Source organism: Streptomyces sp. NPDC088732 (genome assembly GCF_044751205.1).
Taxonomy (GTDB): domain Bacteria; phylum Actinomycetota; class Actinomycetes; order Streptomycetales; family Streptomycetaceae; genus Actinacidiphila.
Map to the genome: position 1 here is coordinate 187,925 of NZ_JBIVLI010000006.1, position 14,909 is coordinate 202,833.

Here is a 14,909-nt window from a genome sequence, read left to right on the forward strand (position 1 = left end):
GTCATGTCCGTTGACTTCTTCATTCCCGACCCCGAGGGCCGGGTGCCCAGCGCCGAGGGCTACTTCGGCCGGTACGGCGGCAAGTTCATCCCGGAGGCGCTCGTCGCCGCCGTGGACGAGGTCGCCGTCGAGTACGACAAGGCCAAGGCCGACCCGGCCTTCGCCGCGGAGCTGAACGACCTGCTGGTGCACTACGCCGGCCGCCCGAGCCCGCTCACCGAGGCGGCGCGGTTCGCCGAGCACGCCGGCGGCGCGCGGATCTTCCTCAAGCGCGAGGACCTCAACCACACCGGCTCGCACAAGATCAACAACGTGCTGGGCCAGGCGCTGCTCACCAAGCGCATGGGCAAGACCCGGGTGATCGCCGAGACCGGCGCCGGCCAGCACGGCGTGGCCACGGCGACCGCGTGCGCGCTGTTCGGCATGGAGTGCACGATCTACATGGGCGAGATCGACACCGAGCGCCAGGCGCTGAACGTCGCCCGTATGCGCATGCTGGGCGCCGAGGTCGTCTCGGTGAAGTCCGGCAGCCGCACGCTGAAGGACGCGATCAACGAGGCGTTCCGCGACTGGGTCGCCAACGTGGACCGCACGCACTACCTGTTCGGCACCGCCGCCGGCCCGCACCCCTTCCCGGCCATGGTGCGCGACTTCCACCGCGTCATCGGCGTCGAGGCCCGCCGGCAGATCCTGGAACGGGCCGGCCGGCTGCCCGACGCGGTCGCCGCGTGCGTCGGCGGCGGGTCCAACGCCATCGGCCTGTTCCACGCCTTCATCCCCGACGCGTCGGTGCGCCTGGTGGGCCTGGAGGCGGCCGGCCGCGGCGTGGACTCCGGCGAGCACGCCGCGACGCTCACCAAGGGCGAGCCCGGCATCCTGCACGGTTCGCGCTCCTTCGTCCTCCAGGACGACGAGGGCCAGATCACCGAGCCGTACTCGATCTCGGCCGGACTGGACTACCCCGGCATCGGCCCGGAGCACGCCTACCTCAGGGAGACCGGCCGCGCGGAGTATCGCCCGGTCACCGACGACGAGGCCATGCGGGCGCTGCGCCTGCTGTCGCAGACCGAGGGCATCATCCCGGCGATCGAGAGCGCCCACGCCCTCGAGGGAGCGCTGCAGCTCGGCCGCGAACTCGGCGAGGACGGCCTGATCCTGGTCAACCTCTCCGGGCGCGGCGACAAGGACATGGACACCGCGGCCCGCTGGTTCGGGCTGTACGACGGGGCCGAGGGGGCCGAGAAGTGAGCGGGCAGATCGAACTGCTGGACCGGACCCTGGCCGCCGCGAAGGCCGAGGGGCGGGCGGCGCTGGTCGCCTACCTGCCGGCGGGCTTCCCCACGGTCGACGGCGGCATCGCGGCCGTCAAGGCGGCCCTGGAGGGCGGCGCGGACATCGTCGAGGTGGGCCTGCCGCACAGCGACCCGGTGCTCGACGGCCCGGTCATCCAGACCGCCGACGACATCGCGCTGCGCGGCGGCGTCCGGATCAAGGACGTCATGCGCACGGTGCGCGAGGCGCACGCCGCGACCGGCAAGCCGGTCCTGGTCATGACGTACTGGAACCCGGTCGACCGCTACGGCGCCGAGCGCTTCGCCGCGGAACTCGCCGAGGCGGGCGGCGCGGGCTGCATCCTGCCGGACCTGCCGGTGGAGGAGTCCGAGGGCTGGCGCAAGGCGGCCGAGCAGCACGGGCTGGCCACCGTCTTCGTGGTCGCGCCGAGCAGCCGGGACGAGCGGCTGGCGAAGATCACGGCAGCGGGCACCGGCTTCGTCTACGCGGCCTCGCTGATGGGCGTGACCGGCACCCGGGCGAGCGTCGGCGCCGAGGCGGCCGAGCTGGTGGGCCGCACCCGTGCGCAGACCGCGCTGCCGGTCTGCGTGGGCCTCGGCGTCTCCAACGGGGAGCAGGCGGCCGAGGTCGCCGGCTTCGCCGACGGGGTGATCGTCGGATCGGCCTTCGTCAAGAAGCTGCTGGACGCGCCGGACCTGGAGCAGGGCCTCACGGCGGTGCGCGAACTCGCCGCGGACCTGGCCAAGGGCGTCCGCCGCTGAGCGGTGCCGTCGCCCGAACGGGCGAATTACGGCCGGGGGCGCGCGCGGGTGCGCCCCCGGTTCGTTGTCCCGGGGTGTGAGCGAGAAGAACCGTGAAGGAAAGCGCAGCGCCCGCGAGCGGCTGCAGGAGCAGCGTGCGCACGACCAGCGCCGCCAGAAGCGCAAGAGGACGGCGATCGTCGCCGGGTCCGTGGTCGGGGTCCTGGTGATCGGTGCCGTCATCGGGGTCCTGGTGGCCAACAGCGGGGGCGGCTCCGAGGGGGCCGCCGCGGTCTCCCCGGCGGGCGCGACGGGTGAGAACAAGCTCGTCATCCCCACCGGCGCGAGCGACGCACCGTCCACGCTGACCGTGTACGAGGACTTCCGCTGCCCGGCCTGCGGCGCCTTCGAGCAGGGCTACCGGGACACCGTCCACGCCCTGGAGGACAAGGGCCAGCTGAAGGTGGACTACCACCTGGTCCGGATCATCGACGGCAACCTGGGCGGCACCGGCTCGCTCAACGCGGCCAACGCGGCGGCCTGTGCGCAGGACCAGAACAAGTTCCGCGCGTACCACGACGTGCTCTACCGGAACCAGCCGCCGGAGCAGGACGACAAGTTCGCGAGCAAGCCCTACCTGCTGCAGCTCGCCGGCCAGGTGCCGGGGCTGGTGACCCCGGCGTTCACCACCTGCGTGAACAAGGGCATGTACGACGACTGGGTGAACAAGAACAACAGCGCGTTCTCGTCGTCCGGCTTCAACTCCACCCCGACCGTGCTGCTCAACGGGAAGAACATCTACGGGGCCCAGGCGGCGCCGCTGACCCCGCAGAAGCTGGAGCAGATGGTCGCCGAGGCCAACAAGGGCAAGAAGCCCGGCACGGTCACCCCGAGCGCGACCCCGCCCAGCGCTCCGGCGTCCGGCTCGGCGGCCGCGTCCGGCACGGCGTCCGCCCCGGCCTCCTCCGCCCCGGCCTCCTCCGCCCCGGCCTCCTCCGCCCCGGCGAGTCCGCCCGCGAGCACCCCGGCGACCCCCTCGGCGACCGGCTGAGGCACGCCGGTACAGCAGCCCGTTATTCAGCCGTTGCCGGGCGGGTGCCCGCCGTACCCGCCCGGCACGGTAGCGTCGGCAGTGCCATGGAATTCATCGCCTTCATTCCCAGCCCGTCGCGCGGGGTGATCCACCTCGGACCCGTACCGCTGCGCGGCTATGCCTTCTGCATCATCATCGGTGTCTTCGTAGCCGTCTGGCTCGGCGGCAGGCGGTGGGCCGCCCGCGGCGGACAGAAGACCACGATCGCGGACATCGCCGTATGGGCGGTGCCGTTCGGTCTGGTCGGTGGCCGTCTCTACCACGTGATCACCAGTTACGAGCTCTACTTCGGTGAGGGCAAGCACTGGGTGAACGCGTTCAAGATCTGGGAGGGCGGCCTCGGTATCTGGGGCGCGATCGCCCTCGGCGCCCTGGGCGCGTGGATCGGCTGCCGGCGCCGGGGCATCTCACTGCCCGCCTACGCCGACGCCGTCGCCCCCGGCATTGCCTTCGCCCAGGCCATCGGCCGCTGGGGCAACTGGTTCAACCAGGAGCTCTACGGACGGCCGACCGACCTGCCGTGGGGGCTGAAGATCGACAGCGCCCACCGCCCGGCGGACAGCCTGGGCGTCGCCACGTACCACCCGACGTTCCTGTACGAGTCCCTGTGGTGCGTGGGTGTGGCCCTGCTGGTGATCTGGGTCGACCGCCGCTTCAAGCTCGGCCACGGCCGTGCCTTCGCGCTGTACGTCGCGGCGTACACCGTGGGCCGCTTCTGGATCGAGTACCTGCGCGTCGACGACGCCCACCACATCCTGGGTCTGCGGCTGAACGACTGGACGTCGATCGTCGTCTTCGCCGGGGCCGTCGCCTACATGATCGTCTCCGCGCGGCTCCGCCCGGGCCGTGAGGAGAACGTCGAGCCGGCGCCCGTCACCGCCACCGAGGGTGCGTCGGACAAGGACGCCGAGGCCGGAAAGGACGTCAAGGACGGCAAGGACGGCAAGGACGCCGAGGCCGGCAGGACCGACCTGACGAAGCCCGCGACGGAGGACGAGACCGCCGAGCCCGACGCGGCCGCCGAGCCCGACGAGGACGACGAGCCGCAGGAGGCGGCGGAGGCCGGGGCCGCGGCCCGGGCCGAGTCCGCCAAGAACGGCTGATCCCGGCAGACACCGACGCCGTACCGCGGCGCCGCCAGGGGCACGACCCCGGGCGGCGCCGCTGTCGTTTCCGCAGGTAGGGGAGGCTTTCCTTGCTGGAAACGCAGGGAATCCGGGCGTACGGTCGAGGCGTTCCCAGGGAGGACGCGGGCGGTCGTCACCCGCGGGAAGGAGAACGCGGGCCATGTCGGCAGCCGTCGAGAGCAGCGAACTGGAGCGGAACGCTCCCTACCACGTCGCGCACCACACCCACCGTGACGTGACCGGTGGCTGGCTGCGGCCCGCGGTGTTCGGCGCGATGGACGGCCTGGTCTCCAACCTCGCGCTCATGACCGGCGTCGCGGGCGGCAATGTCGCGCCGTCCACCATCGTGATCACCGGTCTGGCCGGTCTGGCCGCGGGCGCGTTCTCGATGGCGGCGGGCGAGTACACCTCCGTGGCCTCCCAGCGCGAGCTGGTCGAGGCGGAGCTCGCCATAGAGCGGCGGGAGCTGCGCCGCCATCCCAAGGACGAGCTGCGGGAGCTCGCCGAGCTGTACGTCGCCCGCGGGGTGGAGCCCGAGCTGGCCTACGAGGTGGCCCGGCAGATGTCCCGCGACCCGGAGCAGGCACTGGAGATCCACGCGCGCGAGGAGCTGGGCGTCGACCCGGGCGACCTGCCGTCGCCGCTGGTGGCGGCGGGCTCGTCCTTCCTGTCCTTCGGCATCGGCGCGCTGCTCCCGGTGCTGCCCTACCTGCTGGGTGCCACCGTGGTGTGGCCCGCGGTGATCGTGGCGCTGATCGGACTGTTCGTCTGCGGTGCGGCTGTGGCCCGTGTGACGGCGCGCAGCTGGTGGTTCAGCGGTTTGCGGCAACTTGTCTTGGGCGGAGCGGCCGCCGGGGTTACCTTCGTTCTGGGCGCGCTTTTCGGAACCGCCGTCGGCTGAGGCGTGACCGAGCCACGAACCACTTGTTACCCGCTCGTTTCAGCGCGACCAACACAGGGCATCAGTCTGTGGCGCCGCGGGCAGTGTCGCCTGCGTCTCACGTGAGCGATGCTGGCCCCGAACTGCCTGCTCGTAGCGCTGCTTAGTCCACATGATGGAATCCGCTATCCACTTTTCGGTCATCGGGCCATCATGTAACCTGCACGAAATCGCAGAGGGCCAACGTCGTCCCTAGCGCGCATGCATATGCCAGATGACGACGACGGGAGAGCCGACCAGATGCGTCCTGTTCTGCACCGGCCTACACACCTCCAGGCCGCCGCCTCCGGTTCCGGCCGGGCCCACATGGACGGGCGTCCCGCCGCCCAGGGGCTGTACGACCCCCGCAACGAGCACGACGCGTGCGGCGTCGGCTTCGTGGCCACCCTCACCGGCGAGGCCGACCACGCGCTCGTGGAGCAGGCCCTGACCGTGCTGCGCAACCTGGAGCACCGCGGGGCCACCGGCTCCGAGCCGGACTCGGGCGACGGCGCGGGCATCCTGATGCAGATCCCGGACGTGTTCCTGCGCGAGGTCGCCGCCGAGCGCGGATTCGAGCTGCCGGGCGCCGGCCACTACGCCGTCGGCATGGCCTTCCTGCCCGTCGAGGACGAGGACCGCCGCAAGGCCGTCGAGTCCATCGAGCGCATCGCCGCCGAGGAGGGCCTCACCGTCCTCGGGTGGCGCGAGGTCCCGACCGACGCCGCGGGCCTGGGCGCCACCGCCCGCTCGACGATGCCGTACTTCTCGCAGCTCTTCGTCGCCGACGCACAGGACGCCGCGAGGGCCGGGATCGACCTCGACCGCCCGTCGTTCGTGCTGCGCAAGCGCGCCGAGCGCGAGGCGGACGTCTACTTCCCGTCGCTGTCCGCCCGGACGGTCGTCTACAAGGGCATGCTGACCACCGGCCAGCTGGAGCCCTTCTTCCCCGACCTGTCCGACCCGCGCGTCGCCACCGCCATCGCCCTGGTCCACTCGCGCTTCTCCACCAACACCTTCCCCAGCTGGCCGCTGGCGCACCCGTACCGCTTCGTCGCCCACAACGGTGAGATCAACACCGTCAAGGGCAACCGCAACTGGATGCGCGCCCGCGAGTCGCAGCTGGCCTCGGAGCTGTTCAGCGGGGACCTGGAGCGGATCTTCCCGGTCTGCACCCCGGACGCCTCCGACACGGCGACCTTCGACGAGGTGCTGGAGCTGCTGCACCTCGGCGGCCGCTCGCTGCCGCACAGCGTGCTGATGATGATCCCCGAGGCGTGGGAGAACCACGGCTCGATGGACCCGGCCCGCCGCGCCTTCTACCGCTACCACTCCACCCTCATGGAGCCCTGGGACGGTCCGGCCTGCGTCACCTTCACCGACGGCTCCGTCGTCGGCGCGGTCCTGGACCGCAACGGCCTGCGCCCGGGCCGCTACTGGGTCACCGACGACGGCCTGGTCGTGCTCGCCTCGGAGTCCGGCGTCCTGGACGACATCGCCCCGGAGCGGATCGTCCGCAAGGGCCGGCTGCAGCCCGGGAAGATGTTCCTGGTCGACACCGTCGGGCACCGGATCATCGAGGACGACGAGATCAAGTCGCAGCTCGCCGCCGAGCACCCGTACGGGGAGTGGCTGGACGCCGGCCTGATCCACCTCGACGACCTGCCCGAGCGCGAGCACATCGTGCACACGCACGCCTCGGTCACCCGCCGCCAGCAGACCTTCGGCTACACCGAGGAGGAGCTGCGCGTCATCCTGGCGCCGATGGCCAAGACCGGCGGCGAGCCGCTGGGCTCCATGGGCACCGACTCGCCGATCGCGGCGCTGTCCGAGCGGCCCCGGCTGCTCTTCGACTACTTCACCCAGCTGTTCGCGCAGGTCACGAACCCGCCGCTGGACGCCATCCGGGAGGAGCTGGTCACGTCGCTGATCAGCGCCGTCGGCCCGTCCGGCAACCTGCTGGAGCCCTCGCCCGCCTCCTGTCGCAACATCACCATGCCGTTCCCGGTGATCGACAACGACGAGCTGGCCAAGCTCATCCACATCAACGCCGACGGCGACCTGCCGGGCCTGAAGGCCGCGACCCTGTCGGGCCTGTACCGGGTCTCCGGCGGCGGCGAGGCGCTGGCCGCGCGGCTCACCGAGATCTGCGCCGAGGCCGACGCCGCCATAGAGGCCGGCGCCCGCTTCATCGTGCTGTCCGACCGACACTCCGACGCCGAGCACGCGCCGATCCCGTCGCTGCTGCTCACCTCGGCCGTCCACCACCACCTCATCCGCACCAAGCAGCGCACCCAGGTGGGCCTGCTGGTCGAGGCCGGCGACGTCCGCGAGGTCCACCACGTCGCCCTGCTGATCGGCTACGGCGCCGCGGCGGTCAACCCGTACCTGGCCATGGAGTCGGTCGAGGACCTGCTGCGCGCGGGCACCTTCATCTCCGGCATCGAGCCCGAGACGGCCATCAAGAACCTGATCAAGGCGCTGGGCAAGGGCGTGCTGAAGGTGATGTCCAAGATGGGCATCTCCACCGTCGCCTCCTACCGCGGCGCGCAGGTCTTCGAGGCGATCGGCCTGGACGGCGAGTTCGTCGACACCTACTTCCACGGCACCACCAGCAAGATCGGCGGCGCCGGCATCGACGTGGTCGCCCAGGAGGTCGCGGCCCGCCACGCCAAGGCGTACCCCGCCTCCGGCATCGCCCCCGCGCACCGCCGGCTGGAGATCGGCGGCGAGTACCAGTGGCGCCGCGAGGGTGAGCCGCACCTGTTCGACCCCGACACGGTCTTCCGGCTCCAGCACGCCACCCGCTCCCGCCGCTACGACATCTTCCAGCAGTACACGCAGCGGGTGAACGAGCAGTCCGAGCGGCTGATGACGCTGCGCGGCCTGTTCCGCCTCAAGGACGGCGAGCGCCCCGCGATCCCCGTCGAGGACGTCGAGCCGGTTTCCGAGATCGTCAAGCGCTTCTCCACCGGCGCCATGTCGTACGGCTCCATCTCGCGCGAGGCGCACGAGACGCTGGCCATCGCCATGAACCGGCTGGGCGGCAAGTCCAACACCGGTGAGGGCGGCGAGGACCCGGACCGCCTGTACGACCCGGAGCGCCGCTCCGCGATCAAGCAGGTGGCCTCCGGCCGCTTCGGCGTGACCTCGGAGTACCTGGTCAACGCGGACGACATCCAGATCAAGATGGCCCAGGGCGCCAAGCCCGGCGAGGGCGGCCAGCTGCCCGGCCACAAGGTCTACCCGTGGATCGGCAGGACCCGGCACAGCACCCCCGGTGTCGGCCTGATCTCGCCGCCGCCGCACCACGACATCTACTCCATCGAGGACCTGGCGCAGCTGATCCACGACCTCAAGAACGCCAACCCGGCCGCCCGCATCCACGTGAAGCTGGTGTCCGAGGTCGGCGTCGGCACGGTCGCGGCGGGCGTCTCCAAGGCCCATGCCGACGTGGTGCTGATCTCCGGCCACGACGGCGGCACCGGCGCCTCGCCGCTGACCTCCCTGAAGCACGCGGGCGGTCCCTGGGAGCTGGGCCTGGCCGAGACGCAGCAGACGCTGCTGCTCAACGGGCTGCGCGACCGGATCGTGGTGCAGACCGACGGCCAGCTCAAGACCGGCCGCGACGTGGTCGTCGCCGCCCTGCTGGGCGCCGAGGAGTTCGGCTTCGCGACCGCGCCGCTGGTGGTCTCCGGCTGCGTGATGATGCGCGTGTGCCACCTGGACACCTGCCCGGTCGGCATCGCGACCCAGAACCCGGTGCTGCGCGACCGCTTCTCCGGCAAGGCCGAGTACGTGGTGAACTTCTTCGAGTTCATCGCGCAGGAGGTCCGCGAGCTGCTGGCCGAGCTGGGCTTCCACTCGATCGAGGAGGCCGTCGGCCACGCCGAGCTGATCGACACCACCGCGGCCGTCGACCACTGGAAGGCGCAGGGCATGGACCTCGCCCCGCTCTTCCACGTGCCCGAGCTGCCCGAGGGTGCCGCCCTGCACCGCACCACCGAGCAGGACCACGGCCTGGACAAGGCGCTGGACCAGCAGCTCATCGAGCTGGCCGGCGAGGCGCTGCACACCGGTGACCCGGTGCGCGCCCAGATCGGGATCCGCAATGTGCACCGCACGGTCGGCACCATGCTCGGCCACGAGGTGACCAAGAAGTACGGCGGCGCGGGCCTGCCCGACGACACCATCGACATCACCCTGACCGGCTCGGCCGGCCAGTCCTTCGGCGCCTTCCTGCCCAAGGGCATCACCCTGCGCCTGGAGGGCGACGCCAACGACTACGTCGGCAAGGGCCTGTCGGGCGGCCGCATCGTCGTCCGCCCGGACCGCGGTGCCGACCACCTGGCCGAGTACTCGACCATCGCCGGCAACACCATCGCGTACGGCGCCACCGGCGGTGAGCTGTTCCTGCGGGGCACCACCGGCGAGCGGTTCTGCGTCCGCAACTCCGGCGCCACCGTGGTGTCCGAGGGCGTGGGCGACCACGGCTGCGAGTACATGACCGGTGGCCGGGCGCTCGTGCTCGGCCCGACGGGACGCAACTTCGCGGCCGGCATGTCCGGTGGCATCGCCTACGTCCTCGACCTCGACCCGGACAACGTCAACACCGGCATGGTGAACGTCGAGGACCTGGACGCGGACGACATCAAGTGGCTGCACGACGTGGTGCGCCGCCACCACGAGGAGACCGGCTCGACGGTGGCCGAGAAGCTCCTCGCCGACTGGGGGAACACCCTGACCCGCTTCGGCAAGGTCATGCCGAGGGACTACAAGGCAGTGCTCGCCGCCAAGAACGCCGCCGAGCAGGCCGGGCTCTCCGAGTCCGAGACCACCGCGAAGATGATGGAGGCGGCAAATGGCTGACCCGAAGGGCTTCCTCACCACGCCCCGCGAAACCGCTCCGACCCGGCCGGTCGAGGAGCGCAAGCAGGACTGGAACGAGGTCTACGTTCCCGGCGGGCTGCTGCCGATCATCAGCGAGCAGGCCGGACGCTGCATGGACTGCGGCATCCCGTTCTGCCACAACGGGTGTCCGCTGGGGAACCTGATCCCCGAGTGGAACGACTACGCCTACCGCCAGGACTGGAAGGCCGCCAGCGAGCGCCTGCACGCGACCAACAACTTCCCGGAGTTCACCGGCCGGCTGTGCCCGGCGCCCTGTGAGTCCGCCTGCGTGCTCGGCATCAACCAGCCCGCGGTGACCATCAAGAACGTCGAGGTCACCATCATCGACAAGGCCTGGGACAGCGGCGACGTCACGCCGCAGCCCCCGGACCGGCTCTCCGGCAAGACCGTCGCCGTCATCGGCTCGGGCCCCGCCGGCCTGGCCGCCGCCCAGCAGCTGACCCGGGCCGGCCACACGGTCGCGGTGTACGAGCGCGCCGACCGCATCGGCGGTCTGCTGCGCTACGGCATCCCCGAGTTCAAGATGGAGAAGCGCCACATCAACCGGCGCATCGAGCAGATGCGCGCGGAGGGCACCAAGTTCCGCACCGGTGTGGAGATCGGCCGCGACATCGACGGCGCCAAGCTGCGCAAGCGGTACGACGCGGTCGTCATCGCCGCCGGCGCCACCCAGTGGCGGGACCTGCCGGCCGAGGGGCGCGAGCTCAAGGGCATCTACCAGGCCATGGAGTACCTGCCGCTGGCGAACAAGGTGCAGGAGGGCGACTTCGTCACCCCGCCGATCAGCGCGGCGGGCAAGCACGTGGTCGTCATCGGCGGCGGCGACACCGGCGCGGACTGCGTCGGCACCGCCCACCGCCAGGGCGCCCTGTCGGTCACCCAGCTGGAGATCATGCCGCGGCCGTCCGACGACCGCCCGGCGCACCAGCCGTGGCCGACCATGCCGATGACGTACAAGGTCACCTCGGCCCACGAGGAGGGCGGCGAGCGGGTCTACGCCGTCAACACCGTGCGGTTCGAGGGCGACGAGCACGGCAACGTCACGGCGCTGCACCTGGTCGAGGTCGTCTTCCAGGACGGGAAGTTCGTCCCGCAGCCGGGCACCGAGAAGGTCATCCCGGCCGACCTGGTGACGCTGGCCATGGGCTTCACCGGCACCGACCAGAAGAACGGCCTGGCCGAGCAGCTGGGCCTGGAGATGGACGCCCGCGGCAACGTGGCCCGCGACAAGGACTTCGCCACCAACGTCGAGGGCGTCTTCGTCGCCGGCGACGCCGGGCGCGGCCAGTCGCTGATCGTGTGGGCTATCGCCGAGGGCCGCTCCGCCGCCCGCGCGGTGGACCGCTTCCTCACCGGCGCCAGCATCCTGCCCGCCCCGATCCGCCCGACGGACCGGCCGCTGACGGTCTGAGCGTTCCGCGGAGAAGAGAGCTGTCCCGTACAACGGCGTACGGAACGGAAGGCGGCGTCTGCCCTCACTACCCGGCCGAGGGCAGGCGCCGCACTTGCAAACCGGCGAACGCGGCCTGCGCGTCCTCGGTGTAGGCGCCCACGCTGCCGCTTGTGTAGGGCCGTTCGGCGTCGGTGAACGAGGTCAGGAAGCGCCCGCCCGCGGTGACGGTGACCACGGCGCCGCGCTGCTCCACCCCGACCTCGTACCACGGGCCGGGCGGGAACGGTGTCGGCCCGGTCGCCAGGAAGCGCTGGCCGCCGGGGTAGGCGGGGTCGCGCTTGCCCAGCTCCCAGCCGTTGGGCTTGAGGGTGACGTAGTAGAAGTGCTCGGGGTCGCCGTACCCCCACACCAGCCAGGGCACCTCCCACGGGTTGGGCGCGGGGGAGCGCAGCCGGCGCAGGGCCCGCATGCGCGCGGTGTACGCCACGTCGGCGTACCGCTCGGTGGTGACGACCAGTCCGGCGTGCGTCTCGTCGGGGCGGGTCGAGGCGGCCGGGGTGAGCGTCAGCGAGGTGTCGTCGCCGCGGTTGTCGCCGTACCCGTCGTACACCGACAGCCAGCGCCCGTGCACCGAGCCGTCCTCCCAGCCGGGGACCGCCGCGCCGGGCCGGGTGCAGGCGTACACGACGCCGCCCGCCACCAGCAGCAGCACCGCCAGCGTGATCCCGGCAGGCCGGCGGCCCCTCCGCCGCGGGCGGGGGAGGGGCCGGGACATCAGGAACCGGGGCGCGGTGGTCATGCCCTGGAGTACGGCTCCGCGGCCTGCGGCGAAGCGGCCGCGGCGAGTTCGCCGTGCAGCGCGTCACCACGCACGTCCGTCCCGAACTCGCCGAAGTCCTCCGCAAGTTGCGCGAGGATGCGGTCGGCGGCGAGGCCGTCGCCGAAGGGATTGCCCGCGGTCGCCATGCGGTGGTACTCGGCCGGGTCGTCCAGCAGCCGCGTCGCCGCGCCGAGGATCGCCTCGGGGTCGGTGCCGATGAGCCGGGCCGCGCCCACCTCGACGGCCTCGGGCCGCTCGGTGGTCGTACGCAGCACCAGGGCGGGCTTGCCGAGGCTCGGCGCCTCCTCCTGGATGCCGCCGGAGTCGGTGAGCACCAGGTCGCTGTCGGCGAGGGTGGCCGCGAAGTCCGGGTAGCCCAGCGGCTCGACGACATGGACCGCGTGATGGCCGGTCAGTTCGGGGAGCAGCGCGTCTCGGACGGCCGGGCTCTTGTGGAGCGGCAGCAGGATCTCCACGTCACCGCGCTCGCCGAGCCGGCGCAGCGCCCTGCCCATCGCGCGCATGCGCTCGCCCTGGTTCTCCCTGCGGTGCAGCGTCAGCAGCACCCGGCGGCGGCCGGTGCCGGGGAAGGCGCTGCGGCCGACGCCCTCGCCGATCACCCACAGCAGGTTGTCGATGACGGTGTTGCCGGTGACGAACACCTGGGTGTCCGGGGTCCCTTCGGCACGCAGATGGCCGGCGGCACGCGCCGTGGGCGCGAAGTGCCAACGTGCGATGCGTCCGATGAGGCGCCGGTTGAGCTCCTCGGGGAAGGGGTTGTCGAGGACGCCGGTGCGCAGGCCCGCCTCGACGTGGGCGACGGGCACCCGCTCGTAGAAGGCGGCCAGCGCGCCGGCCAGCGCGGTGGTGGTGTCGCCCTGGACGACGACCAGGTCGGGGCGGTCGCCCCGGATCACCTCGCCCAGGCCCTCCACCAGACGGGCGGTCAGTTCGGACAGCTGCTGGCGCTCGCGCATCACGTCCAGGTCGGTCCTGGCCGGGACCCGGAGCAGGTCCAGCATCTGGTGGAGCATCTCGCGGTGCTGCCCGGTGGTGACCACCAGGGGTTCGAAGAGGTCGGAGGCGGCCATCGCGCGGGCCACCGGGGCCAGCTTGATCACCTCCGGCCTGGTGCCGAGGACGAGCATCGCGCGGATGGTGCCCGGCACTTCGGGCGCATCGGCGGAGTATGCGGACATGGATCCCCCTGGGACGGTGTGGCGGTCTGTGTCGGTGTGCTGATGAGCGTGGGGAACGCGCGGTGCGCGTCAGGTGCGGGCGGTCTTCAGCCAGGTGCGCTTTCCGGTGACCATCCGCCACAGGCCCCACCATCCGGCGGCGAACCAGATGTAGCCGTAGAGGATGAACACGTGCGCGACCAGGACCGAGCGCAGCAGCCCGAGGGTGCGCTCGCGCTTGGCGTAGACGAACCCGTACACATAGGCCGCGGTGAAGGAGAGCACGTACGGGCCGAGCAGCCACATCGGCGAGACGAGCGAGTGGCCCGCGCGTACGGAGGCGACGGCGGTGCCGGCGAGGGCGATGAGGAAGGAGAGCGGCAGCAGCGAGGTCAGCAGGATCAGCACCGGGCTGGACAGGTGGTAGAGCAGGTCCAGGGCCGGCCGGGTGGCGACCTCGCGCAGGATCAGCGGAACGAGGTTGGCCGACTGGAGGTGGCCCTGGAACCAGCGGGAGCGCTGCCGCACCAGCCGGCGCACGTCGAGCACGGCCTGCTGGGAGACCGCCGCGGTGGTGCAGTACTGGTTGCGCCAGCCGCGGGCGATCAGCCGGACGCCCAGGTCGAGGTCCTCGGTGAGGCTGTCGCTCCACGGGCCCGCGCCGCCCAGCGACTCCAGCGCGGACAGCCGCATGAACTGCCCGTTGCCGCCCATGCCGACGCTGCCGATGAAGCGCCGGGCGCTCTGGAAGACGTCGCCGTAGACGACGAACTCCATGTCCTGGAGCCGGGCGAGCAGGCCCAGGTGGCGGTTGTACATCCGGACGCCGATCTGGACGGCGCCGGTGCCCGGGTCGTCGAAGTACGGGTCCACGGACTGCAGGGTGTGCGGGTCCAGCCGGCCGTCGGCGTCGACGACGCAGATGATCACGTCCCGCGGGTCGCGGCCGCCGAGCAGTCCCGAGGACCGCAGGTGCCGTACGCCGGCGTTGAGCGCCGCGCCCTTGCCGCGCCGGGCGTCGGGCAGCCGGCGCCGGTAGAGCCAGACCCGCTCGCCGCCGGGGTCGGCGGCGCGGACGGCATCGGCCGTGCGGTCGTCGGAGGCGTCGTCGATGACCAGGGCGACGAAGCTGTCGGCGGGCAGTGAGGTGATGCGCGCCAGGCTCTCGCCGATGACCTTCTCCTCGTTGAGGCAGGCCAGCAGGAAGACGTAGAAGCGGGGTGTGCCGGGGCGGCGGGATCGGCGGATCCGCCGTCTGGAGAGCAGGAAGAGCACGGTGTTGTAGGCGCCGGCCATCACGATCAGCGAGGTCGCGGCCCACAACGGGATCCGGGAGATCATCCGCCGCTCCCGGGGAGCCGCGGGGCCGGGGTCCGGCCGGTGTGCCGGCGCAGCCACCATCGGGCGGTCAGCAGACCGAATGCGATCAGGCAGT

At 71.9% G+C, this 14,909-nt stretch carries 10 protein-coding genes; 7 read left to right on the plus strand and 3 right to left on the minus strand.

Annotated elements, in window-relative coordinates; genetic code table 11:
* The first annotated feature begins 3 nt into the window (after positions 1–3).
* The 7 genes from trpB (at position 4) to ACIP9H_RS13175 (ending at position 11,494) form a co-directional block, all read left to right on the plus strand.
* Entirely contained in the window at positions 4–1,248 is a 1,245-nt protein-coding gene (gene trpB, locus ACIP9H_RS13145) for a tryptophan synthase subunit beta (RefSeq protein ID WP_401584285.1), read from the plus strand.
* The gene (gene trpA, locus ACIP9H_RS13150) at positions 1,245–2,054 is read left to right on the plus strand and encodes a tryptophan synthase subunit alpha (protein WP_401584288.1); all 810 of its coding nucleotides are present in this window, start codon (positions 1,245–1,247) and stop codon (positions 2,052–2,054) included. Before trpB ends, trpA begins: the two co-directional genes overlap by 4 nt.
* A gap of 76 nt (positions 2,055–2,130) precedes the next feature.
* Positions 2,131–3,084: a DsbA family protein gene (locus ACIP9H_RS13155; protein WP_401959081.1), complete on the plus strand. Its 954-nt coding sequence runs from the start codon at positions 2,131–2,133 to the stop codon at positions 3,082–3,084.
* An 86-nt stretch (positions 3,085–3,170) separates the two neighbouring features.
* The gene (gene lgt / locus ACIP9H_RS13160; protein WP_401959082.1) at positions 3,171–4,229 is read left to right on the plus strand and encodes a prolipoprotein diacylglyceryl transferase; all 1,059 of its coding nucleotides are present in this window, start codon (positions 3,171–3,173) and stop codon (positions 4,227–4,229) included.
* A gap of 184 nt (positions 4,230–4,413) precedes the next feature.
* Positions 4,414–5,154 (plus strand): VIT1/CCC1 transporter family protein, encoded by a 741-nt coding sequence (locus tag ACIP9H_RS13165; protein ID WP_401584296.1) that lies wholly within the window; start codon positions 4,414–4,416, stop codon positions 5,152–5,154.
* Between the two features lie 345 nt (positions 5,155–5,499).
* The gene (gltB, locus tag ACIP9H_RS13170) at positions 5,500–10,041 is read left to right on the plus strand and encodes a glutamate synthase large subunit (protein WP_401584754.1); all 4,542 of its coding nucleotides are present in this window, start codon (positions 5,500–5,502) and stop codon (positions 10,039–10,041) included.
* Complete coding sequence (locus tag ACIP9H_RS13175; RefSeq protein ID WP_401584299.1) at positions 10,034–11,494, plus strand: glutamate synthase subunit beta; 1,461 nt, start codon at positions 10,034–10,036, stop codon at positions 11,492–11,494. Before gltB ends, ACIP9H_RS13175 begins: the two co-directional genes overlap by 8 nt.
* Positions 11,495–11,561: 67 nt before the next feature.
* Here ACIP9H_RS13175 and ACIP9H_RS13180 read toward each other — a convergent pair whose 3' ends face one another.
* From ACIP9H_RS13180 to ACIP9H_RS13190, 3 genes are all read right to left on the minus strand, one after another.
* Positions 11,562–12,275 carry a calcium-binding protein gene (locus tag ACIP9H_RS13180; protein WP_401584302.1) on the minus strand — a complete coding sequence of 238 codons (714 nt, stop codon included), beginning with the start codon at positions 12,273–12,275 and terminating at the stop codon, positions 11,562–11,564.
* Entirely contained in the window at positions 12,272–13,495 is a 1,224-nt protein-coding gene (wecB, locus tag ACIP9H_RS13185) for a non-hydrolyzing UDP-N-acetylglucosamine 2-epimerase (RefSeq protein WP_401584305.1), read from the minus strand. Before wecB ends, ACIP9H_RS13180 begins: the two co-directional genes overlap by 4 nt.
* A 69-nt stretch (positions 13,496–13,564) precedes the next feature.
* Entirely contained in the window at positions 13,565–14,815 is a 1,251-nt protein-coding gene (locus tag ACIP9H_RS13190; protein ID WP_401584307.1) for a glycosyltransferase family 2 protein, read from the minus strand.
* Positions 14,816–14,909: the final 94 nt, after the last annotated feature.